This is a genomic window from Bacillus sp. OTU2372 (assembly GCF_038440275.1).
Classification (GTDB): Bacteria; Bacillota; Bacilli; order Bacillales; family Cytobacillaceae; genus Neobacillus; species Neobacillus bataviensis_B.
In genome coordinates, this window is the sequence record NZ_JASATK010000017.1 from 45,225 (window position 1) to 69,675 (window position 24,451).

Annotated in this window: 17 protein-coding genes and 3 pseudogenes; 3 read left to right on the plus strand and 17 right to left on the minus strand. The window is 35.3% G+C overall.

What is annotated here, in order from left to right:
• Positions 1-241: 241 nt before the first annotated feature.
• The 9 genes from AAHB15_RS21525 to AAHB15_RS21565 all read right to left on the minus strand — a co-directional run bounded on the left by AAHB15_RS21525 (position 242) and on the right by AAHB15_RS21565 (position 8,039).
• Positions 242-409, minus strand: coding sequence for an IS3 family transposase (locus AAHB15_RS21525; RefSeq protein ID WP_342043296.1), 168 nt, complete (start codon positions 407-409; stop codon positions 242-244).
• A gap of 569 nt (positions 410-978) precedes the next feature.
• On the minus strand, positions 979-1,839 hold the full coding sequence (locus AAHB15_RS21530) for an AraC family transcriptional regulator (RefSeq protein WP_342043297.1): 861 nt from the start codon (positions 1,837-1,839) through the stop codon (positions 979-981).
• Between the two features lie 205 nt (positions 1,840-2,044).
• Complete coding sequence (locus tag AAHB15_RS21535) at positions 2,045-2,656, minus strand: recombinase family protein (protein ID WP_342043298.1); 612 nt, start codon at positions 2,654-2,656, stop codon at positions 2,045-2,047.
• Positions 2,657-3,260: 604 nt separating this feature from the next.
• Positions 3,261-3,590: a hypothetical protein gene (locus tag AAHB15_RS21540; RefSeq protein ID WP_335573876.1), complete on the minus strand. Its 330-nt coding sequence runs from the start codon at positions 3,588-3,590 to the stop codon at positions 3,261-3,263.
• Positions 3,591-3,795: 205 nt separating this feature from the next.
• On the minus strand, positions 3,796-4,134 hold the full coding sequence (locus AAHB15_RS21545; RefSeq protein WP_335573877.1) for a YolD-like family protein: 339 nt from the start codon (positions 4,132-4,134) through the stop codon (positions 3,796-3,798).
• 380 nt (positions 4,135-4,514) lie between these two features.
• Positions 4,515-5,705 carry an MFS transporter gene (locus AAHB15_RS21550; protein WP_328050653.1) on the minus strand — a complete coding sequence of 397 codons (1,191 nt, stop codon included), beginning with the start codon at positions 5,703-5,705 and terminating at the stop codon, positions 4,515-4,517.
• Positions 5,706-5,811: 106 nt separating this feature from the next.
• On the minus strand, positions 5,812-6,912 hold the full coding sequence (locus AAHB15_RS21555; RefSeq protein ID WP_342043299.1) for an alkene reductase: 1,101 nt from the start codon (positions 6,910-6,912) through the stop codon (positions 5,812-5,814).
• 81 nt (positions 6,913-6,993) lie between these two features.
• Complete coding sequence (locus AAHB15_RS21560; RefSeq protein ID WP_342043339.1) at positions 6,994-7,197, minus strand: ArsR/SmtB family transcription factor; 204 nt, start codon at positions 7,195-7,197, stop codon at positions 6,994-6,996.
• Positions 7,198-7,370: 173 nt separating this feature from the next.
• On the minus strand, positions 7,371-8,039 hold the full coding sequence (locus AAHB15_RS21565; protein WP_342043300.1) for an NAD(P)H-dependent oxidoreductase: 669 nt from the start codon (positions 8,037-8,039) through the stop codon (positions 7,371-7,373).
• A 428-nt stretch (positions 8,040-8,467) separates the two neighbouring features.
• On the opposite strand from AAHB15_RS21565, the pseudogene istA reads away from it, so the two are divergent.
• Both istA and AAHB15_RS21575 read left to right on the plus strand, forming a co-directional pair.
• Positions 8,468-9,932 (plus strand): annotated as a pseudogene (istA, locus tag AAHB15_RS21570) (IS21 family transposase).
• Positions 9,929-10,504, plus strand: a pseudogene (locus AAHB15_RS21575) (ATP-binding protein); the annotation flags it as partial. The pseudogenes istA and AAHB15_RS21575, both read left to right, overlap by 4 nt.
• A 475-nt stretch (positions 10,505-10,979) precedes the next feature.
• Here AAHB15_RS21575 and AAHB15_RS21580 read toward each other — a convergent pair.
• From AAHB15_RS21580 to AAHB15_RS21590, 3 genes are all read right to left on the minus strand, one after another.
• Entirely contained in the window at positions 10,980-11,897 is a 918-nt protein-coding gene (locus tag AAHB15_RS21580; protein ID WP_335571560.1) for an ROK family protein, read from the minus strand.
• Between the two features lie 26 nt (positions 11,898-11,923).
• Positions 11,924-13,717: a beta-glucuronidase gene (gene uidA / locus AAHB15_RS21585; protein ID WP_342043301.1), complete on the minus strand. Its 1,794-nt coding sequence runs from the start codon at positions 13,715-13,717 to the stop codon at positions 11,924-11,926.
• Between the two features lie 128 nt (positions 13,718-13,845).
• Positions 13,846-15,219 (minus strand): MFS transporter, encoded by a 1,374-nt coding sequence (locus tag AAHB15_RS21590; protein WP_335571558.1) that lies wholly within the window; start codon positions 15,217-15,219, stop codon positions 13,846-13,848.
• 283 nt (positions 15,220-15,502) lie between these two features.
• Between AAHB15_RS21590 and AAHB15_RS21595 the strand changes: the two genes are divergently transcribed.
• Entirely contained in the window at positions 15,503-16,432 is a 930-nt protein-coding gene (locus AAHB15_RS21595; protein WP_342043302.1) for a hypothetical protein, read from the plus strand.
• A gap of 603 nt (positions 16,433-17,035) precedes the next feature.
• On the opposite strand, the gene AAHB15_RS21600 is transcribed toward AAHB15_RS21595, so the two are convergent.
• From AAHB15_RS21600 to AAHB15_RS21620, 5 genes and pseudogenes are all read right to left on the minus strand, one after another.
• A complete protein-coding gene (locus AAHB15_RS21600; protein WP_342043303.1) occupies positions 17,036-17,272 on the minus strand; it encodes a hypothetical protein in 237 nt (78 codons plus the stop codon).
• Positions 17,273-18,972: 1,700 nt separating this feature from the next.
• Positions 18,973-20,757 carry a S9 family peptidase gene (locus tag AAHB15_RS21605; RefSeq protein WP_342043304.1) on the minus strand — a complete coding sequence of 595 codons (1,785 nt, stop codon included), beginning with the start codon at positions 20,755-20,757 and terminating at the stop codon, positions 18,973-18,975.
• 122 nt (positions 20,758-20,879) lie between these two features.
• Positions 20,880-21,242 (minus strand): annotated as a pseudogene (locus tag AAHB15_RS21610) (amidohydrolase/deacetylase family metallohydrolase); the annotation flags it as partial.
• A 262-nt stretch (positions 21,243-21,504) separates the two neighbouring features.
• Entirely contained in the window at positions 21,505-21,933 is a 429-nt protein-coding gene (locus AAHB15_RS21615; RefSeq protein ID WP_342043340.1) for a tyrosine-type recombinase/integrase, read from the minus strand.
• Between the two features lie 798 nt (positions 21,934-22,731).
• The gene (locus tag AAHB15_RS21620) at positions 22,732-24,444 is read right to left on the minus strand and encodes an adenine deaminase C-terminal domain-containing protein (RefSeq protein WP_342043305.1); all 1,713 of its coding nucleotides are present in this window, start codon (positions 24,442-24,444) and stop codon (positions 22,732-22,734) included.
• Between the last annotated feature and the right edge of the window lie 7 nt (positions 24,445-24,451).

A 24,451-nucleotide genomic window follows, 5' to 3' on the forward strand; every position in this document is an offset into this window, starting at 1 on the left:
TCACAGGCAGTAAAACTCCCACTTCAAGATTCGAATGAAACAAAGAAGATTATTGGGAGATAGCTGCCCATAAAGATCCGATAAGTTTCGCTAACCATCAACTCCAATTAAAAGGGTAAATTCCCACTTTTGAAATTTTTCGTTCAGTTACCCGTTACCTTAATTAAATTATATTAATTTTCTATGTAGAAAAGTTGCTATAAAAATTAGCTTAATTGCTACTTTAGATTGTCCACTTAAACTAGACAACTTTTTTAAAGTGTTCAAGGTTATACTGAATTGGAGTTAAATACCCCAGTGCTCCATAAATACGAATATGATTAAACAAATGAACATAGTCGTGTAATTCTCTTGTTAGATCTGTTAGGGTATCGAAATGACGGCACCTAACATAATTGTAGCCTATCAATTTTGTCTTGGATTGATGAAGCTACAATAGAGGGGAAGTATAGTAATGCTCCATTAAGAAAATGGCCATTGGATTGTTTTTTTCATAAAGATCATGTAGTAGGAAATACTCTTTGAATTTATCCGTTCAGGTATGTAAGGGGGTGTAAGGCTTCGAATTGACGTAAGAATGTTCATACTTTCAGGGGAACCCAGGTAATGTGGAAGCCCCAAAAATAGGCAAACAAACAGCAGCAGCGGTCTATGCAAGTTTAAAAACGTCCTAGGAGCTAAAAATACTTAAACGGCAGGAAACAAGGGTTAGACTTGACCGAATTCAAAGGATTAGAAGCATGAATGAGTTAGATAAATTGATCTATATCACGAGGACAACGAAGCTTCTTTTTATGGATAACTACTCGTTATGGAAATGGAGAGAAATCATTAGGAGGTATTCGAAAAGCAAGTCATGTGATTAAAAAACTTCTGGTTTAAAAATTATTTATTTAAATTAAATGTTAATATTTACAATAGAAAAGCCCCATCCCCATATCGAGATCGGACTTGTAGAGAATCGTGTATTTCCACTGGTTAATTATAAAAAAAATCCCTATTAACGTTTCTATATTGATTAGGTGACATTCCCTTATGTTTTTTAAACATCTGACTAAAATATGAATCACTACTTACTCCTACCTGCCTTCTTATATATGAAATAGAATAAGAGGTAGTTTTTAATAAGAAACAAGCCTGATTTAATCTTTTTTCGGTTATATATTCTGTAATCGTACACCCCATTTCTTCACGAAAAACTCTAGAAACATGGTAGGGAGATAAGTGAAGATGGTTTGCTAATCTTTCAAGAACAAATTCCTTTTGATAATTATTCTCTATCCATTCAATAATTTTCTCAGTATGTCGTGTTATTCTCTTAGTTACCGGCAACTCAGTAGGGGGTTGTATTAATTCTTTTATGTCTCTTAAAAAGGAAATCAAAAAAATCTTCATTTCTTCCTGATATTCATTTGGATTTCCATTTATTATCCTAAAATGCAATTCCTTTAATTTGCCTTCTAAAAGATCATTTTCAAGAAGGTTAAAAGTTTGTATAGGAAGATTTTCTTTCCATATGAAATGAAAGAAAGAAGATAAGGAAGGTAGATTTTTTAAAATTCCCGTTGCAATCATAGGATCGAACACGAGCCTAGTACGCACATACGGTGTATCTATTGTAATTTTATGGAGTTGGTAAGGTTGTAAATAAATTAAAGTTCCCGGTTGGATAAAATAAATTTTTTTATCCATTAACAGTCGACCATTACCGTTATGCACATAAAGAAACTCTAATCCCTGATGGGCATGGAAGGTTTCCCAAATACGTTCCTTTGATATGTTTTTGTAGTTAAAAAGAAACGAATTTTGACCTAAGTTTAAATTATAAATAAAACTCATAGATAACTCCTTCCAAAACAAATTTTTGAAATCGTTTACAAAATGTGTAAAACTCTTCCTATGCACCAGACAATATTGTTAAACATATTTTATTGAAAATTCTAAAAATAATCAATAGTAGTAGTTAAAATAGAAAACGTAAAAGTTTGCTTTTCTTCTATTTATATAATCAGTAATTAAAAATCAGTAAAAAAGCCCTCACACATCAATGTTCAGGGTACAGTGTTTCTTCGTATTCCTTTACTATCCGGTAAAATGTACTCCTAGGCAAGTTAACCTTCTTCATAGCCTCAACTGCTGTTATCTCATTATCCTTCCATTGTTTATATGCTTGTTCAAACTCTTGAGTAATTTCAGTTTTTGGTCTGCCCATGTGTTTCCCTTGATCTTTTGCAACAGCGATTCCTTCTGCTTGCCTTGTCTTTATTTCGTCACGTTCTTTTTCAGCGAATGCAGTAAGAAGAGTCAGAATGATTTTTTGAATCGCTTGTTTCATAATGTCATCCTGTTCATTGCTGTTATTGATCATAGGCTCTTTGATGAAACGCAGCTGTACACCATTTTCAACAAACCATTCATATTCCTTCATAGTGTCATTCATATTCCGTCCCATACGAGTAATGGAATCAAATACCACTGTATCCCCTTCACGAACCATTTGTTTCAGTAATTGATATTTAGGACGGTCAAAGTTTTTACCGCTGGCCTTATCAATGAATATATCCCGTTCTTCAATGCCTTCCTTTCTCATAGTCTCCAATTGTCTCGCTTCATTTTGTTCTTTTGATGATACACGAACATAACCAAATATTTTCATATGTACTAGATCTTCCTTTTTAGTAATATTTGTTATTTATTAAATTAATAATATATCAATCTATCCCAAATGGTCAATTGCGATTTCGGGATATCCCAAAAATGTTTTTATAACCTTTTAGGACTACAAGAACGTTGATTTTATAGGGGGTATGTAACTATCCCGAAAGGTGTACCTTTTGGAACATACGAAAGTTATCCATCTAAATACGTAAAACAAGGAAAAGTACAATTGTTTATAGTGACATACCTTTTTAAACACATCAATTAACAAATAACCTTAAAGGCTATTTGGGCATGCTTGAGCCCGCATGTTGCTTAATCAAAAAAGTGTTCCGTACCCCTAAAAGGTTTCTTTTTTAATTAAAGTCGTTATATAAGTAAATTAGAACAATTTCATTAATCAGGATTCTAAGCGTGTTAAACACAAAAAAAAGACCTCTTCCTTTCGAAAGAGATCTCCGTTCCCATTAACCATTAATAACTTCAGTACATGACCTTTTTTATACATAAGAAACCCAGCTAAATTTGCCGAACGTGTAAAGGGCAGCTCACCAGCAAGATGAACGAAAAAACCACGATTTTCCCCTGGATTTTTTACTTTGTTATCTTACTTTTTTGAATTTATTTTCATCCAGTAGTTCGATATTTAAAATTTTTAGTGAGAGTAATTCTATTCTGAATGCTCCTATATGCTCGTACATGTAGTCTATAACTCTTTTTAATTCATCTGGATCTAAACCTAATTTATTAAGGGGTGAACCTAAACATTTATTATGGACCATTTTTATTAGATCCTCAATTTTACCTTCTTCATCATACTTGTACTGTTTCTGTAAGGATTCGAAAAGCTTTTGATTTACGAGTTCATAATACTTTTCATTCCCACCTGTAACTGTCGAAATACCTTTTTGTAATATCGTTTTTTTTGTCATAAGTTTATCCCCTAATCAGTCGTTATCCTTTGCTAAACCATCTGAAAATGACTTTTTTCCAAAGTAATTATTAATAATAAATGGGGTTTTTTTCAATCGTACTAAAGATGCATTCCTAATTTTTGTGAGTAATATATCAAGCCATAAGTAAACGCCCCGGCAACCAACTAAACTCCCTCTTCAGCTAAACCCCAGTTTGCCAAATTTAGTCCATGACTGATACTTCTATAACATCCTCGAAATCAATCTGCCGAAATTCACCTTCCAGCAGTTCAATTCTTAGTTGATGCGATATGGGATCTACGTAATGAATGCGACCGGTTAGTTCGGATGTAAAGCCGTTAGACCATATCATTATCTTTACCGACAGGTTAAACTCCATTCCATAACAAATACGTAGGTCGAACTCCTCCTTCTCGTATTCATCAATGATTGGCTTTATAATTCGGTTCTGGTCGATCCAAAGATCCCTGTGTGCCTTAATTATCTCCGGCATCCCAAACGCAAACTGCCATTTCTTTTTACCTCGATCTCGTATTGCCATAAAGCTCACCTCGTTATCATTATAAACGAACAAATGTTTCGTTTGGAAGTAAAAATAAAAAGGACCTTTAGGTCCTAAGTTAATTATTCAAGTAATGCACCCGTTGGTTGAACAAGAGTTCTTTAAATTAAATAAGGAATACTATCCTATAATAAAACACTTAAATTCATGGGGTATTTTAGGATTAGAAACAAATAATTTTTTTCTAAAATAATCAAAGTCATTATAGTATATTTCGTATCTATTAATATAAAATGGACCGCTTATTTTTTTATAACTTGTCTAAAAGACTATTAACCCTATATAAAAAGGCTAAACGATTGACTAGCAAAATTGTGTAAACAAAATGCAAAGATAACGATTTAAGACTCCCAATTTAATCAAGCTCGCTCTTGTGCCGTAAAATCTTGATTGACTACCTTTTTATTATTTAAGAAACGTGAAAATCCAAATGTTGTAATACTTGCAAACACAACACTTAACGCACTGAACCATGTAATTGAAGATAATGATATTTGCCCCACAATTACTCCACCTAAACCTGCACCAAAAGCAAAACCTAATTGCATCATGGATTGGTTTAGACCTAGCAACACATCTGAGGATTCAGGTGATATCGTTGCTAAATTATATTGCTGAGTTGCACCTGATGACCAGGCTGCAAATGACCAGACTGTCAATATAATAAATACTGCAATATTTGAATGTGATATGAATGAAAGCACGACTAAAGATGTTACGTTTACAAGCAACCCTCTTTTTAATGTGAAAATTACGCCTTTTTTATCTGCACTTAAGCCACCTAGTTTAGAACCAAATAAGCTTGCAACTCCAAGAACAAGAAAAGTAATGCTTAAAAGATGATCACTCATACCTACAGTATTTACAAGGAATGGAGATAAATAAGTAAAAATAATCGCGTACCCTGTCATTAAAAAGAAGGTGATTGATAATGCTAAAGCAATTTTTGGTTTTTTGAACATAGCAATTTGTCTCGTTAAAGGGATTGAAGCATCACCATTCATTTTTGGTATTGTATTTATAACAATAAAAATGACAAATAAAACTAATAATGCGATACCGATAAATACAAATTTCCAGCCATACGTAGATGTAATAAAACGTCCAATAGGAACGCCAATGATTAATGATGCGGTAAATCCCATGACAACTGTTGCAATTGAACTTGCCTTTTTATTAGCAGGGGCAATCTTTGCTGCGATACTTAAAACTGTAACGACTGCTACACCTGTACTTAAAGCCATAATAATGCGAGCAATCATAAATAATCCATACCCTGGTACAATCACTGAAAGTAAATTTCCTACAATAAAAACAAATAACGTATAGATCAGTAATTTACGTCTTTCCATTTTAGACGTTAATACCATTAATATAGGTGTACCGATTGCATAGGCTAATGAAAAGACTGTAATTAATTGACCAGCCGCTCCAATTGACACTCCTAGAGCATCTGCCATTTTATCCAAAATACCTGAGATGATGTATTGTGAAGTACCAACTAAAAAACTTATCAATGCTAAAATATAAATCTTTGCTGTATTTGACATGTGAAATTTTCTCCTCAATATCACTATTAATTTCTATATTTCTATAAAAACTGAAATAATATACAAAATGAAAGAATCTATATAAGCTTCATTCTATTCTAGTGCTTTAAATTAATGTACTAAGATGCTTCTTACTATCGTATTCTTCCAATTCTTTACCATTTTTTAAACGATGAATAAAATCAGGATTAGAAATTAATGGACGTCCGAAAGCAGCGACATCAATTATTCCTTCTTCAATCGCCTGATTCGCCATTTCTGGATTTAATGTACCTACCCCAATAATGACACCGTCCCAGTATTTTCGGACTAATTGATGCATCGTTTTTCCATTTGCAAGCACTCGATCAAATTGCATAATAGATGGGTGAACCATTGTTGCACCCGCTTCCTTAAATGCCTCAACAAATGTACGAATAGCCATTTCTGGATCTTCCCACATGTAATTTGGTATATCTGTTTTATGAGCAGAGAATCGGATCATTGTTCGTTCTGTACCGATTGCGTCGATAACTGCTTTAATTACTTCCTTCATGAACGTTAATCTTTGAGCAAGGTCACCACCATATTCGTCTGTACGATGATTTGTTATATCTGAATTAAATTGGTCAATTAAGTATCCGTGGGCACCGTTAATTTCCACACCGTCAAAACCTGCTGCTATTGCATTTTTCGCAGCTTGCGCAAATTGATTGATTACTTCATTAATATCTTCAATTGTCATTTCTTCAGGAACATCATATGGCTTACGGAAACGAGAGACAAGGCCTTCAGCGGGAATAGCTGATGGTGCTTGAGGAGGCAGATTTCCAGCAAGATCGTTATGAGATAAACGACCAACATGCCATATTTGAGCGATTATTGTTCCTCCCTCTTTATGCACAGCATCAGTAACTTTTTTCCATCCCTTTATTTGTTCATCTGAATAAATGCCTGGAATTCCAGGATAGCCTTTTCCACGAGGACTAATGATCGTTCCTTCTGAAATGATTAAACCAACTCCATCGGCAGCACGTTTTCGGTAATATTCAACAATATCCTCTCCTACTACCCCCGTTTGATCGTCTGCAAAGGTTCTTGTTAATGGTGCCATTGCGATACGAGAGCGTAAATTCCAAGCTCCGATTTTTATCGGTTCAAACAATTTACTTTCTAAACCATTTTTTAAATTTCCCCAAGAATTTGTTTCTTTGCTAATTTTACCCATACATTTTTCCTCCGTTCATTTCTTTTATTCGTTATTTCTATAAATACTGAAATTTAAATTAAAATTATTCCGCTTTGAAATTTAAAACAAAGCCGGAGCGTATTGTGCAAGGACTTCTCGTTGTAAACTGTAATATCTGAAGGTTCCCTCTCTACGAACTGCTAATAATCCGCATTCGAGTAATGGTTTTAAATGATGCGTCAATGTTGAATTGGCTGGGACTTTTAATTGATTTGCCATTTCCAGGCAAGCTAACTCTGATTGTTGAGCAAGTAATTTTACGATTTGTAAACGAGTCGATTCACCTAGTGCCTTATAGCTTTTACTGCAATATCATCATTCACCGCTAAAATCCTCCTTTCAGCAATTCTTATTTTAGTATTTATAGAAATATTGTAATTAATCAGAGATGCTCTGTCATAGGATGGTTAGTCAACCATCCTATTTACCTTACCTATTTACCTTACCCATTGAACCACTTGGTCGAGGCTTCTTCTTGTTTTTTCACGTTTTGGCTCATGAATTCTATAGCCGAATGCCACCATAACGGAGACATCAAACTTGCCATCTTCAAGCAATCCTTCATTTTTCAAAATGTCATGCACCTGATTGTAGTTGAAACCTTCAATTGGGCAGGAATCAATTCCGATTTGAGCTGCAGCTGTCATCATATTACCGAGGGGGATATACGTTTGTTTACTTGCCCAGTCAAATAAGTAACGCTCGTTTTCCAATAGATGGAAATCCTCTTGGAACGTTTTCAGTCCATGAATCATTTGTTCTAAAACGTCTTCCGGCATTTGTTGGACATTTTTATAAATGTCTAAAATATAGTCAGAGTCGTAGCGCACATCTGTACGAGCAAGAAGGATGACGAAATGGCTTGCTGATGGCAGCTGTCTTTGTGCACCCCAAGAAACGGCTTTTAATTTTTGTTTCAATTCCTCATTTTCGACCACTAAAAATTTCCACGGCTCAGACCCGATTGAACTTGGAGATAAGCGGCCAGTTTCTAAAATGAATTCAAAATCTTCATCGGAAATCCGTTTTGTCGGATCGAATTCTTTTGTAGCATAACGAAATTGATATGCCTTTAGAATTTCTTGTTTTTTATCTATGTTGTTCATCTATATACACACCTTTCGAAAAATGAATTGCATCATAATAGTAGCTTTACTTTTATTGCTCTAGAATTATTTTATACACTTAGAGTGCAACAATTTTATACTATTCCATTCCCCCTCAATAAACTCTTTAGGTAATTTAAGAATGATCATTCTTATTTGGATAAGGAACTGTTAGCTCTAACTTGTACTGAGTATATCAATTTAAGAACGTTCAGTAAAGAATTTTTAACCGAAAGTTAAAACCATTATTTTCCTAACCACTCAGAACTCTTTAGTATATTGTTTATGGCATCATAAAAATGTAGGTTATGGCATTTAATTTGTACAGTGCCGTAGGCACTGCACAAATTAAAAAAACCACTTGTCAACATTCCAAAATACACATACACTTCCTGTTGGGACAAAGCAGTGCAGGAGGTATTAAGGAGATGTTGGCAGTGGCCGAGATTAATTATATCAGACATGAAGCAAACAGCAAAGGTGATAGTTATTCAGAGATCGGAAAAAGATTAAATAGAGATTATAGAACAGTTAAAAAGTATGCCGAACAGGAAGATTTTAGTCCAGAAGGTAAACCAAAACAATATAGACCATCTCCAGTAATGGATTCAGTAAAACACATTGTGGATGAATGGTTAATGGAGGATTTTAAACAGAAAAAGAAGTTTCGTAGAACAGCAAAAAGAATATGGGAACAATTAAAGGAAGAGTTCAGTTTTAAAGGTTCTGATCGGACGGTACGAAACTATGTAACACAACGTAAAAAAGAATTGTTAAATGAATCGGATAAAGCAGCTTTACCATTAGAAAACAAACCAGGCTCAGCACAAGTAGATTTTGGAGAAGCGCCATTTAAATATCAAGGGGAACAAATTACTTTACCTTATTTAGTTATGTCTTACCCTAATAGCAATGCCTTTTATTTTCAGGTATTCCCTTCTCAAAACAAAGAGTGCTTTCTAGAAGGTATGAAGCGTATTTTTCATCACGGCTGCCGTAAGGAAAGTATTGCCAAATGGGGAACGGCAGTTAACGGAGGAGTTCCAGAACTTCGTTCTTCATTACGGATTTGAGTGTGAATTCTGTAATCCAAATAGCGGTAATGAGAAGGGCCACGTAGAAGCGATGGTGAAATAAGTCAGAAATAACTACTTGCTTCCAGGTCTACACGTCTTGGATTTAGATGAACTAAATCAGACTTTATGGGAGAAAGCTGAGAAAGATCGTGAACGAAAACACTATGAAAAGGAAGAATTAATCTCAGACTTATTTAAAGAGGATCTGAATACATTTTTGGTATTACCAAGTAAGGAATACCAATGTGTAAGATACGAGACGGTGAAGGCAGATAAGTATGGATACATAAAGGTGGAGAAGAACTTTTACTCTACTTCACCAAGGTATGCATTAAATAAGGTCTTAATAAGAATCTCATTCAATACCATAGAAATCTTAACGGAGGAACACGAATTAGTAGTAAGCCATCCAAGATTATATGGACAATATAGGAAGTCAATAAAATGGCAGCCATACTTAAATTTGATGGCCAAACGCCCTATGGCACTTAAATATACGAGTTTTTATGAACAGCCCCCAGATGAATGGCAGTATTATTTGAATGCATGTACGGCTTCTGAGAAGTCAGAGGCTTTGAGATTCCTAGCAAAGGTATTGAAAGACCATGATTTTAGTAGAATCACAGAAGCTTTAACCATCGCCTCAGAGCATGGTCATCCTTCAGTCGAATCAATTAATCAGGTATTTTACCATCTTATTAACGGCCGAGGGATACGTTCTGACATAAGCCCTAAACAATCATTGCCGAGAATGCCGGAAGCAGCAAGAGGTTTAGAACAATATGACCAGCTTCTGAAAGGAGCTGAGTTAAATTGAATACGCAAATCCAAGAGTATGCCAAACGCTTGAAGTTAAGCTGGGTAAGAGAACATTATGATGAGATAAAAGCAGAATCACATGAGGAATATCTACTTCAGCTTTTCGAAAGGGAAATCCAGCAACGTGAAGAAAGAAAGATAAATTCAATGCTTACTCAAGCTTGTTTACCTAAAGTCAGTGAAAACCCTTTTGATTGGAAAGATTTCGTTCTCACTAAAGGATTGAATAAAGAATACTTACTGAACGCCACCCTTATGGAACAGCAAGAGAATCTGATTTTTTATGGTGGAGTTGGTACCGGAAAGACATTTTTAGCAACGCTCATTGGGCTAAATGCCATACATAAGTATGGCAAGCCTATTAAATTTTATACCGTGGCATCATTAGTCAATCAATTATTAGAAGCCAATGAAAAAGGCAATCTGAATAAGCTATTTAAAAAGATTGAAAAGCTTGACCTTCTAATTCTGGACGAATTAGGCTATATTCCTTTGCATAAACAAGGGGCAGAATTACTTTTTCAAGTTATTTCAATGTGTTATGAAAAGAAAAGCATCACATGCATGACATAGATTACCAATACTAATTTGAATCCCCTCCCATTTATCCCATCCTTTTTTGCGTAATAGAAAAAGCCCATCCATGGTAGGAATGAGCCTCAATGTAATTGAAAACCATGGGAATAATTTGATCATTTTAGATGCCAGGCACCTTGCTGTTTCTGAAGGGTTACTGGCATCTTTTTTCCTATGATTAGTCAACCACAAGACCTAGTTACAAATTAGATAAAATCAGAGATTAATATTCAGCCGTCATAAAATATACAATGATTTTTTTTATAAATGGGAAATTATGAATTCCGCATTACCCTATAGCTTAATTCCCAAAATTCAAAGGAAGAAGGAAGTAATACGGTCCCCTATTTTAATAGGATAAAAGGTTTTATTCTTTTCAAGTAATCCTTCCCCTACTCTGACTATAGCAAAAGATGCTTCACAGTCTGTCTATTAGGTAGTCTATACAGACTATTTCTTTCTTGTATATTTAATTCAAACTGCATAAAGAAAATGAGTATTCTTTACTGACAAAGAAATGATAGAGTGCCCCATAAAGGTTGGCATCATTATGAAACTTACAAGCAACAACAATAGGATTTGCAGTATGCATCGGGTTGGCCTTTTTGATTTCATCTATAGTCCATTGAATTCTTTCAATTAAAATGGGCTGAACACTAATTCCTCCACCAATTGCAAAAATTTCCGGATCTAAAATGTAGCTAAGGTTTAATATTTGCGCTGCTAAGTAAAGGCAATATTTATTAAAGATGGCGTTCGCTTCGTCATCGTTGTCCACTATATATTTAAATACCTGTTTTCCATCTGTTGTATCTTCAAGTTTCTTTATCTCTGCAATCTTTCGTACCATTTCAACAGCAGAACAAACCAAACCAAAATATTCGACTTCTTTTGTTTGTGGATTAATTAAATTATTGATATAACTTACCTCTCCAGCAGAAAGATGGACTCCTCGATGAAGTTTTCCATCAATTATGATTCCTCCTCCTACTCCACTTCCAAGTACGAGCACCACCGAATTCTTAGCATCCTTTACACTTCCAAGCCACAATTCCGCTAAAGCCGCACACTTTGCATCATTTTCTATAAACACATCGATATCGTATTTCTTTTCAATTTTATTTTTTAGATTGACTTCATGTAAAAATGGGAATGAACCGCCATTATAAATCATCCCTGTATCTACATCAATGGTACCTGGACAACTGATCGCAATCCCCTTTATATCATTTAATAAATGCTCATCAATAATCGAAAAAATCACACTTTCAAAATCAGTTAAATTTGTTCTTGGAATTGGCTGCTTACCTTTGCTTACAATATTCGCAGCTGCATCCATTAGGGCATACTTAACAAAAGTGCCCCCTATATCAATGACTAAATACATAATAATCACCTTTCTACCAAAATCTTTTAGAATGATCCCTTATAGTTGAAATCTGGAATCGCTGTCCAGCGTTTGCGGAGTTCATGGGCGACATACTTTGGTTTACGTTCACGGGTAAAGATCCCTTTTTTATTTCCCTGAACACGGATAATCCCTTGACTGGTCGCAAAATCTGCGAAGTTCCACACTTGCTCGCCAACAAATTGGTTATATTCATCAAACACTTCATGATTGGCCCGATAGAACTCTACTTGATATTCTTCCGTAAACATAACTGGCTCTACATCGTGCAATCCTGCAACCGTATCGGCACCGTATTCAGTCATCATAAACGGTTTGTTCGGGCATCGTTTAAGCCAGCCATTAAATTCTGCACGAAGTTTTTCTTTTGCTGAAGCGAAATTACCGCCATCAACATACCAGCCGTAATATCGATTAAAGGTAAGGATATCAAGAAGTTCCGCAACTTGGTCTTTTTCTGGTGAAGATTCAATTTGAGTGACAAGAGTAACAGGTCGTTTATGCGGGTCAAGTTCTTTTGCCAGTTCTACTAGCGGCTTAAAGTATTCATATGCTCCCTCTTCCTCTGAAGCAGGTTCATTTGCTATATTCCACATAACGACTGACGGATGGTTTTTATCACGTTCAATTAATTCCTTAATAACCTGTTGATGATGCTCGAATGTTTTGAGCTCCTTCCAAGTATTTCGAAGATTCCCTCCGTTATACATGACCATCATATTCAAGTGCAAACCGACGGCTGGTACTTCATCAATGACGACAAATCCTTCACGGTCAGCAAGACGCATGATTTCTTCGGAATACGGGTAATGGGCCGTACGGAACGAGTTAGCCCCGATCCATTTCATTAGGTTGAAGTCCAGTAGATTTGCGGCTTCATCAAAACCTCTTCCATGGATGGGTGTATCTTCATGTTTACCAAAGCCTTTAAAATAAAATGGTTTATTATTAATCAGGAACTTCCCTTCTTTTATCTCTACCGTTCTGACACCAAATGGGTGTTCATACACATCAACGGTTTTCCTACCCATTTCCAACTCTACACGGAGAGTGTACAAGTAGGCATTTAATGGCTCCCACAGCCTAACATTGGGAATGCTGATTTCCCCTTTAGCTCCTTTTGCCTCACCCACGACATCACCAGATTCATTTATCACCTTCACTTTTACTTGTGTGGAACCAGTCATATCAACACAATAATGAACCAGTCCATCTATTTCCGTTACAATGGTTACATCCTTTACATAAGTTGTTGGTGTGGTATAAATTTTAACGGGCCGGTGTAAACCAGCATAGTTAAAAAAGTCAAAGTTTGGCTGGTTGCGGATTACTTTGCCCATGCCGGGAATCTCCTTTTCCATTACAAAGCCAACCGGCAAGGTAGTCTCATCAACAATATTATTGACAGCAACCGTTAATCGATTTTTCCCTTTTTGTAAAAAATGATTGATTTCCGCCTCAAAAGGTAAGAAACCACCTTTATGCTCGACTACAAGTTCCCCATTAACATATACTTTTGCAAAATGAGTGGCAGAACCAAATCGCAAAACCACCCGTTCAGCGGTAAGTATATTCGGAATGGTCATTTCTCGCTCATACCAAACCCAGCCAACATGGTCACGTATATTTGCATGGACCCCAATATCATTAAACGATGAGGGAACAGCCATGCTTCTTGTATCGGACAATTTGGCATTATGCCAATTTTCTTGAAACCCTACTCCTGGATCAAGTTTAAAATTCCAAATCCCATTTAAATCTATGATACTACGTGTTTCAGAAACAATTGGATATAACATTTCAAAATCTCCTCTTCATCTACTAGATTCTTTATCTTGGTTGAATGGCAAAGGAAAACAAGTTTTCTGATTATATTAGTTTAGAGAAAGGGAGATAGTCAAAGGTGTTTCTACCTATCTCCTTTCTTTCATGCGGTTTTACCAGAATTCATTTCCTTTCTTTTTACTTCTATATCATTTACAAGTTGGGCCGTACGTTTTTTGTTTAAAGGGTACAAGAATGCAAGAAATATAAAAACCAATAATAGACCAATTGAAGGTATTAAAGTAGCCAATGTATGGATTCCATGAAGTGTACTTTGAGTTTGTGACTGTAGGGCTGGATTATAGCCAACCGCTGCAACCGCTGCACCACCTATACCGCCGGCAACAGCCTGTCCTACTTTACGGGCAAAAGAGTAGAGGGAATAAATGGTTCCATCCTCACGTAAACCGGTTACATATTCATGGTAATCAACTAAGTCTGTAATGAACGCCCAACTAACTAAGTTAAATAGGGCATAACCAAACATGCCAATTGATAAAATCGCAATATATTGTATGGCTGACAAATTTGGCAAAAGGTATAAAATGAAATAGACCATTGTTGCAAGCAAGAACCCTGCCGAAGCTACTTCTTTTTTCCCAAATTTTGATACCAATGGTTTAACAAGCGGCATCCCAATAAAAATCGTTGCTGATTGAACAAGGCTAAGCACACTTAATATTTTTGCATTTCCGAAGTAATCCTTAAACAAATAAGTATTGACAGTTCCAATTAACATTAAACTAATTAAGAATATAAGAGATCCAATAAGAAAAACAATTAATGGCTTATTCTTGGAAATACCTTTTAGAGTTTTGGCCAAATTAACATTTGGTTTTGCGCTTTCATTTATGACTACTCGTTCAACACTTAATTTATAGCAAGCCATATAACTTGAGATTGATAGAATTCCGAAGATAATTGCTGCCATTAAAAAGTGATTAGCATCAGCTTTATTATTTACAAACATGAGCAATGGTCCGACAACACCGACAATTAATTGGGCCAAAGTGGCTCCAAGAGATCTCCAAGTTGATAAAGTGGTCCGTTCTACTGGGTCCCCTGTAATCACGGAAGCCATTGATCCGTATGGGATATTAACCGTACTATACAAGGTTCCCCATAGAATGTAGGTTACATAAGCATACGCTGTATAAAATCCATTTGACATCCCTGGAATATGAATAAACATTAATACCCCTGAAATCACAAGCGGGAATGACATTCTATAAATCCAAGGTTTGAATTTCCCGTTTTTCCCTGCTTTTCTTGTATCAATAAAGCGTCCCCATGAAATGTCTGCAACAGCATCCCACAAACGGGCTAACAGGAATAATCCTCCTACACCAGCAGGATTGAGATGAAAAACGTCAGTATAATAGACCATCAAGAAGGATCCGACAAGTCCAAAAAAGAAATCATTACCAAAATCACCAAATAAGTACCCGATCTTATCTTTGAAACCAAAAGGACGCATATTAGTCACCTCGAAAATTTTTTTATATTGGATAAATGATAAAGATAAATGGCAGCTGTATACCAAATCATGAATACGATTACATTTTCATTGAATTTTAGTATTGGGCAATCTTACTAAACAAATATTTCTATCCATCTCCTCCATGTTTAGAATGTTGAAATCGATTTCTTAAACAGATTATAGTTTTTATTTTTAATAAATTATGGTATGTTTTACAGATAAAAAGGATGAATTACAGATTAGTTTCCATTCATTTTTAGATAAGATTGGGGGAATAAGTGTGCATATTTTGAAACAAGAGGAGATCAATTATATTTGTACATTAGCTTTTAACATGTATAAAATACCGGTTTACTTTTACAATCATCATGGTGAGTTAGTCTATGATGCCGCCCCTAATTCTCTGTATAATCCCTTGTATCCTTCTAATTCAGCTATTATCGCTGAGCTTTTTTCTGGTACGGGACTTCATAATTTTCCAGTATTAAAGGAAACAAAATACCTGGAGAAATTTTTTTCAATTAGCGTCCATTCTAACCATCAATTGAACGGAAATATAATTGTTGGCCCTGTTCTTAATTTTAGAATGACCGAGGAAACCATCAATGGAACCTTAAGAGACATGCAAATCAAAGTAAATAAAGAGGAAATGATTCGTTATTATACTGAACTTCCTTTCATAAGTAATTTTAATTTTATTAATATGAGCATGGTTATTTATTACATGGTTTATCAACAACAATTGTCATTAGAAGATATCTTGCACAATAATGAGGGAGTAGAAAAGGAACGGATTAAGGTAGAGCCTCCGGATTCCCGAATAACCGAAGGACGCCAAACGAAAATGGTTCATAAAATGGTTCATACTGACATATCCATTGAAAAGAAATTCTTAAATTATATAAAGCTGGGGAAAAAAGATAAATTATTAGAAAGTTTCCACGCGGTTCAAAAACAAGGAAAAAAAGGAGTACTTTCAAAGACAAGTTATTTGCGGAGTCAAAAAAATCTAGCTATTTCAATCATTACACTCGCAACAAGGGCAGCAGTGGAAGAAAAATCAAACCCAATTCTCTCACCGATAACGGAAGAGTTTGCTAAAGCACATCAGGAACAAGCAGACTTTTTATACCAGGAAAAGGTTATTGACAAAAAGGTAGATACCTCAAAGATAATAGATAATACATTTATAAATAAAGTTTTAAAATAAAGTTTTACTTATTTATTAAAACCTCGCACCTACCAAATCTAAGAATGCGATTTGAAGAAAGTAAAATCTTTGTAAGGCTCTGTAGAATAAAAAAGCCCAAGAGTAAATGTTAGCTCTTGGGCCTTCTCATTCCCTATTTTAATCTAAAGTCTAAATGGCCCAGATACACCTAGCTTTTGATTGAAAAAAAAGTTTTAAAAGTCACTGTTTCTCACAGCCCTATCCCTGTTTTCACAGAAAAAAAGGACTATCCAAAGATAGCCATAGTTAAGACAACTATATAAAGAGTTGGGGGGGGAATATAGTATAACTAGTGAATACCCCTATTTCGACACTGTTAAACAGAAAAAAATGTAATAAAAAAGGACTATCATTGATAGTCAAAGATGGGTAAAGAAAGCTAGTCGGAATGTCAGATTGGGAGATACAGACAACAGACAGCAACTAACTATTGAATACCCCTATTTCAAACTATTAAACAGAAAAATTATCATCAGTAAAAATACTGACACCAAACGTGGGTACTTGTGTGGTGCCTGTATGTGCAAGAATGGTCAGAATCACAAGATTTTCTATGGCAAAGAGTACTATGTCCCCCACTTACTATACTTCATCTGGAACGTTTAATACCCTTATCGTCTTAAATACTGGAATCATTTTGACCCTTAAATCGTACTCAGAATGAATTATTTCAAAATCTTGTTCTGTCGCTGTAAATTGCATAGAAACAACGTTATCTTGATCTAATAGGACGTAGGAATTTACGTTTGAAAACAGCATGTAAGATTTATGTGCTATCAGCGTCCACCCATATAGTAGTTCATGACTTTTATTTGCCATTTCTACACCCCCTATTTTAGATTATAAGCTCTAGAAAGACTATGAGACTATGAAATATTGCCACCTGTATGTTAGGAAACTAATGGATATTTTATTAAAAAGGATGGCAGAGGGCACCAGTCATAATTACTCTTATTTATTTATTGCTGTTTAATGATACTACTGACCCTATCGGGTCAGGTGCTACGGCTAAAAGATAAGGTATTTGATGCCTTCTCAGTGTTAAGGACATCACTACAGTGAACTGCCACTTCAACCCCTTATTTAACTCTAGCCCCATTACTTTAAGTACAATTCTTCACAAACCAAGAAATGAATACTTTTACCAAAACAATATTCATTTCTACTTAGATTCTTTTTGATCTTTTAAAGCCTTTGCAATTATTGGTTTGTAGAATTCTATTTCTTTTCTATGACGTTCAGCTATTTCTTTTATGCAAGCGACGAAAATATCCTCTAAAAAAACTGTAGTTTAATTGTGCCTAGCATAACTCTTTTTGAGAGTGAACTTGAGAAAAGCAATTGAACTATCTATAATCAAAATCATCACCACTAATTGCTATACAGTTTTATAGTTTAACTTTAGCTTTATAAATTCATTTTTAATAATAAGCTTTCATTTTCAATCAAAAAATCGAGAGGAGAATTTTATGCCTGAAACAGGAACAATAAAAAAATCTTCTTCAAAAAAGAAGAAAAAGAAAACAGCTTTTCTCGAAAATTTAAATTTTTTTCTTTTACTTAAGGTTGCCTTTCTTATTTCCCTATCCCTGCTAATTGTCTATCTCTATTATCTACATACAAAAGGAACTTTTATTTCCAATATGGCCTTACTGTGGAATTTGCATAAGAAATTTATTATGATTATTTTCGGGTTTGTATCATATAGTGTGGGAGTTTTTTACTTGGGTTTTAGGAAAGGAAGAAAAGGATAAAAATAGTTAATTCACTTTAAAAATTATTTTAATTTCCTCAAATGATCATAAAAAGCAGATGATCCCTATTATTTAGGATGTTGGAGATTTGCATTCTAGCGCATTTATCTTTTCTATTCACATGTAATTTCCTTATAGGTGAATTATTTGAGAATTCAATTAAAAAATTATATACAAATATTTGGCACTTCTTTTAAAAAGGATTATTTATTGTTAAAGATGCTATCGGGCATAACTCTTATCTCTGAGTTTTAATATTCATATTAATATATCTATATTTATAGGTAATAATGCTATATACAATATAATCAGAAATAACTAATATTATAAAAATATGATATATGAATTTAATAACATATATGTTGAAATATATAATGAGAATAATTATATCCTATCGGCCCTAGCTCGCATAGTTCAAATAAATCGATTGTAAGAAAGAAACTTTCTTCGTATATACTAAAAGTCTCGAAAATACTTTTCGAGACTTTTTTGATCAAATATGAATGACTTGAATTTTTTAAGAACCATTTTCACACACAGTTTTGAAGACTCCATGTGTTGTTTAAGGATTTTTGTAAATTATCAGAGAAGAATTAACCCCCGCCAAATCAACCTTTAATGAACTATATTCAGAAAAATCACTAGAAAAGAAATCACTTGTACCTTTGTCCAATCCAATAATTTAAGTATTTGCTTGAACTTATTTAACATCAAGTTCGATAAGCAATCTTGGCTCTTCCAAAATTTAAGGACATCATTTAGAAATCACTTACCAATATGCCTATAAAGAAATTGTATCATTTCTTTATAGGCAGTACTTTTATTTTTAAGTTTTTCGAATTTATGGCCTTCATCTTCAAAACGAATAAATTCAACTTGATGTTTTCGATCCTTTAATTTATTCACTATTTGCTCGGATTCTGTGATCGGGACACGGGGATCATTTTCCCCATGGAGAACCATTAGCGGGGAAGTGATTCTATCTGTATGATTCAATGGATCAATTCTATCAAAAAATTTTCCATCTCTTTCTATTGTGCCATATTCAGCCTCCCTTTGCTCCTTACGCCAAGGGCTTGTTGTTTCGAGGAAAGTTCTAAGACTTGACATTCCCACAATATCAATGGCGGCAGACCAATACATTGGAAAATGGCTAATGGCGGCAAGAACCATAAACCCACCATAGCTGCCGCCCATTATGGCAATCTTTTCAGAATCTATGTTCCTATTTGTCTTTAGCCATTCGACTAAATAAACCAGATCCATTACAGCATCTATTCTTTTTTGGACATCATCAAGATGGGTGTATGTTTTGCCGTAGCCCGTACTGCCCCGAATGTTTGGTGCACAAACAGCATAACCCTGATTTAATAAGTATTGCTGGATTGAGTTGTAAACAGCACGACTTTGGCTCTCAGGACCCCCGTGAATATATAGGACAACAGGCAGTTTTTTAGTAATGTTTTTCGGTGTGTAGTAAAATGCTGGAATCTGAAGGTTGTCAAAAGAGCGGAAAGTTATGATTTCAGGTTCAATCAATTTATCCTTTAGAGCTGGTGATCGAGAAACATATGTAAGCCTCTCAGCTTGTATTGTTTTGAGATCAAGTTCCCATATATCAGGTGGATATGCTGGTCCATTAAATTCATATGCCAGTTTTTGATTATCAGGGGAAAATTTCATTTTTGATATGACACCAAGTGGTGTTTTCCATGTATAAAGATAGCTTGTGTTTAAGTCTAAAATAATCCCTTTGGAAATTCCCCCTTCATTTATCGTAAAAGCAAGCTTATCTTTATCATTACTCATTTCTAGATTTTCGAAATCCCACTCTTCAAGCTCCATCCAATCGAAATGTTTTGTTTTTAGGTTAATAAATGCAAGCCCAAAGAATTCTCTATCCTTATTGGATAATAAATAGAGATGAGTTCCATCCTTATTAAAATGAACATTTTTAAATTTTGCTTCCCCTGAGTGTTTTGTTATCCAGTTCACCCTTCCAGTTGAAAGGTCAAGTATACCTAAATCATTATCAAGAGGTGTATTTGTTTTCTCAATTAATAGAGACTTTCCTTCTGGTACCCATTTAAGGGATGAAAATAGCCCATTATCCGAATAAACAAGACGGATTTCTAACGTTTCCAGATTTTGAATGTATATATCTAAATAGACTGGTTGCCGGCGATTACTAGACCAGGCAATCCATTTTCCATCAGGGGAGCTTCCGCCATAGCGATGAATATGTTCTGGTGAGTTTGTCAGATCTATTAGTTTATTATCTTTATTTAGTAAGTATAATTGCTCATTTTCATTTCCCTTAATATCCATCCCAATAATTAAATTAGATGTACCGTTCACATACTTAATAAGGGTTATTCTATCCTTTGTAAAAGAGACTTGGGCAGGCCAGGCTTCACCTAGATCGAGCTCCCATACTTGAGGTACTCCAGTATAATCAGCAATAAAGCGTAACTTGTTACCAACAGGAGCGTATACTGGATTTTTCGCAGTACGAACATGTAGATAAGGATCTAAACCTACGACATCCATAAAATCTCCCCTTTCTGTATTAAATCAAAAACATTCACTACAATTGAGAGCCGTTGAAAGATCAAATGAAATAAAACGGGATAAAACTCTCCAATCCATTTTATTTTATCGAAGGGGAATTATGCTATTTTAGCTTTCAGTCCAACGATAAAATCTTTGTGTTCCGCAATGGCCCTTTTAAGTGCATCTTCATCAAGCTAAGAAAGATCGGATAACTCATCAATTCGCCTTAGGCCAATTCGTGAGATATTTAAAAAAGCGAAGACATTCGTTTTTGACTTTTTACAGTTGCTAACCAAGTCATACAAACGATCGGCGCCCGTACTACCAGCATCAATAATCGTTGTTACCCCGGTCTTATAGCCAATCTCATCCACATCATCTCCATATGGATCAAATTCTGGAAAGGCATGGACATGCATATCAATCCAGCCACTGGAAACAAATACCTTGTGCTTATAGTCGACTATTTTGTCACCGATTCCAGTTTTTTTATCCTTCTATAGAAACTTTAAATTTTTAAATGATTACTACCACTAATACTCTCTAAATTTTTCATTCGTCTTTAACAACATTAGACTTTCACTATTTAACTTCTATGTATTTCTTAGGCTCACCTTGGTATGTCCCTGAGCCAATGCTTAAGCTATGCCTTCTTTTTGTCTCTCCAGTATCATTTCCCTTTCTCATTCTAGCTACTGATAAAAGTATTTTTATGATTAGTTTTAAGGTTGGTGAGACATCAAATCAAACATTACTATACTTTAAATCCACATTACTTCTCCTCATATTAAGAAGTTCTGATATTCTAACCATTGTATCTAATAATACATAGATCATCACTTTATCTCGAAATCCAACAAACCTTGAATCATCAATTTGGTTCAGTAACGCTTTTATTTCAGCTGATGTAAAGGATTGGATTTCATCTTCTGGGGTTTTAATTGGCTTAAATTTTTCGTGAATAGGTATTTCATTCCTTCCTTCTTGATAACAATGTCGTAAGAAAGCACGATTTGTTCTGATACGCACATTAACAGTAGTTGGTTTTAAACCTTGGTCATTGAGCATGTAGCCAATATAATTACGAAACAATTCAACCGAAACTTCTTCGTTTGGAACATCCCCACCTAAAAAATCATTGAGATAATGAAAATGTTCATAATAGCCTTGGATTGTAGGCTTTGCTAAACCCTCAGTTTATTTGAAGGCCATAAATCGCTCAAACATTTCAAACAGAGTCATTTTTTGTTCAGTTTGTTTGAACCTTTTAATACTCTGTGTGCTTCTTGAACCTTTTCGTTGAGTTTTCCTTACGGGTTGCATTAAAAAAATCCACCTTTCAGTTAGAATTTGGTGGATTTGACACACTAGTACACACAAAATCAGTCCCACTAGTACTATGTAATTTTTAGAAAAAATACTGGTGACTTTTTACTCTTTACTCACTGTTTAAACCGTTGATAAAACACCTACAAAAAACAGCTTAAACCCTTGATATAACTGAGTTTGGTTGGCGGTACTGCGTGGGAATCGAACCCACCAGACCTGGCACGCAGGTCTCAAGCAGTTTTGAAGACTTTGGAGGGCACCAGCCTCCCATACAATTCAATATCTAGGAGCTCTTTTTTATTTTCTCCTACTAATGCATTCGTTTTTTGAAAATTAATATCAACCAACCCTTTTGCAATTCTCAAAAAAACATAAGCTAATATTTTAGCTGTTAGATTATATACATATAAACCTTGTAGCTTTCTTCTAGAATAAGAGCCCTTTCAAAAAATAATTCAAACAACTATATCATCGATTGTTTCTCCTTTTTATCTTTAAAACACTAGATATTAACCTTTATTTTTCAAATAAAAAGAGAAGTGTTGTAGCACTTCTCTTCTGACCTCTCCTCTAAGGAGGTGTTATAGGTGTTATTTTTAATTGAACTACCACTTCGTTGTTTAAATACAGGGGCTTTCTTTTCTATACCTGCACACAAAGCGGGACAATTTTCCCCTTATTTACATCGATCAATCCCTGGTCTGTGATTTTTAAAGCGGGACTGACTGGAAGGGATAGGGTACTTAATGACATGATGACGTTGTAATGCTTGTAGCCTAATGCTTTCAAAGAATTGGTAAGCTGCTCAACTTGTTCGGCTACAATCTCCAATGGCTCTTCAGAAAGAATTCCCCCTACCGGAAGCGAGAGCATCGAAAGGATCTCCCCATTTTCGACACAGCAGATACCGCCCTGGTTCCTTATTATCTCATTCGCGGCGAGCATCATATCATGCTTATCATGACCAATCACTAATAGATTGTGATTATCATGAGAATATGTGGTAGCTACTGCCCCTCGCTTAAGTATATCCCCGGCAATCAACCCATGTGCGCGGTTGCTATTTTTTCCATACCGTTCAAATGTAGCAATCAACGCATAAGGGCTTTTTTCCCAGCAAACTAGGTCTTCAACCACATCCAGCACATCAAAACTTTCCTTTGTAAAAGTGGAACCGTCCTGTACATCGATAATTCGGCATCGACAGTCCGGACCCTCAGCCTCTACCTTAATCTCAAAATCAGCTTCCTCTAGCTCCTCAAGGATCACACTTCGATAAAATGCCAAAGGGAATTGCCGGCCTGCAACAGGCTGTACATAGGATTCAGCAGAATCATAAACAAGCTTACCCTTTTTATAGACCGCATCAATTTCGAAGCTATCAATATCGGAAACTAGCAAAAAGTCAGCGATTTTTCCTGGGGAAATTACTCCCCGGTCGTATATCCTCATGCGCTGGGCGGGTGTATACGTACATGCATAAATCGCCTTTTCTGGGGTCATACCCATGTCAACGGCCCTCTTTAAAAGACGATTAAGATGTCCCCTATAGTGAAAAGAATCCGCCATCACATCATCCGTAACAAAACAGAAATGCTCGTCCACTTGGTTTTCAATTAGATAATCAATCACTTCTCGGGTCATCGATTTTTCCTGAATTTCAAGAAACATCCCAGCAGCAATCCTTGCTTCCATCCCCTCGACCGTTTGATGGGTATGGTCGGAATTAACTCCTGCAAAAATCACCTTCTGCAGGTCTAAATCCAACAGTTTTGGAACATGTCCTTCGATAATTAAATCTGGATAATTTGAACGGATATGGGACAGGATCTGATTCGTTTTGCAATCGTGGCCGGAAGTCACCTCATAATAGTTCATAACCTCGCCAAGACATTGAATATTTTCCGATTGCAGGAGCTCATCGATATCACTAATTTCAATCGCTCCGCCCGTTGTTTCCATTGCTGTTGCCGGAACCGAGCTTGGAATGGCGTAAAACATATCCACCGTGCAGTCCTTACTCGCCTTTATCATTTCTTTTACTCCAGTGATTCCGAAAACATTTGCCATTTCATGGGGCTCAGGTATAATCGTGGTTACTCCATTTTTAATTAACCCATGGGAAAAGGTAGCAGGGGTCACCATCGTACTTTCAATATGCAAATGAATATCAATCAGACCAGGAATCATATATTTTCCATTTCCATTGACTATCTGGTCCGCCTCGAACGTGTCAAGGCAACGATCCCCGATATAATAAAACATTCCGTCTGTGATGACCACATTGCGTTTGTTAAATCTTTTAAAATAACTATTAAAGACATAAACGTCTTTTACTAGCAGATCAATTTTCATTATGACC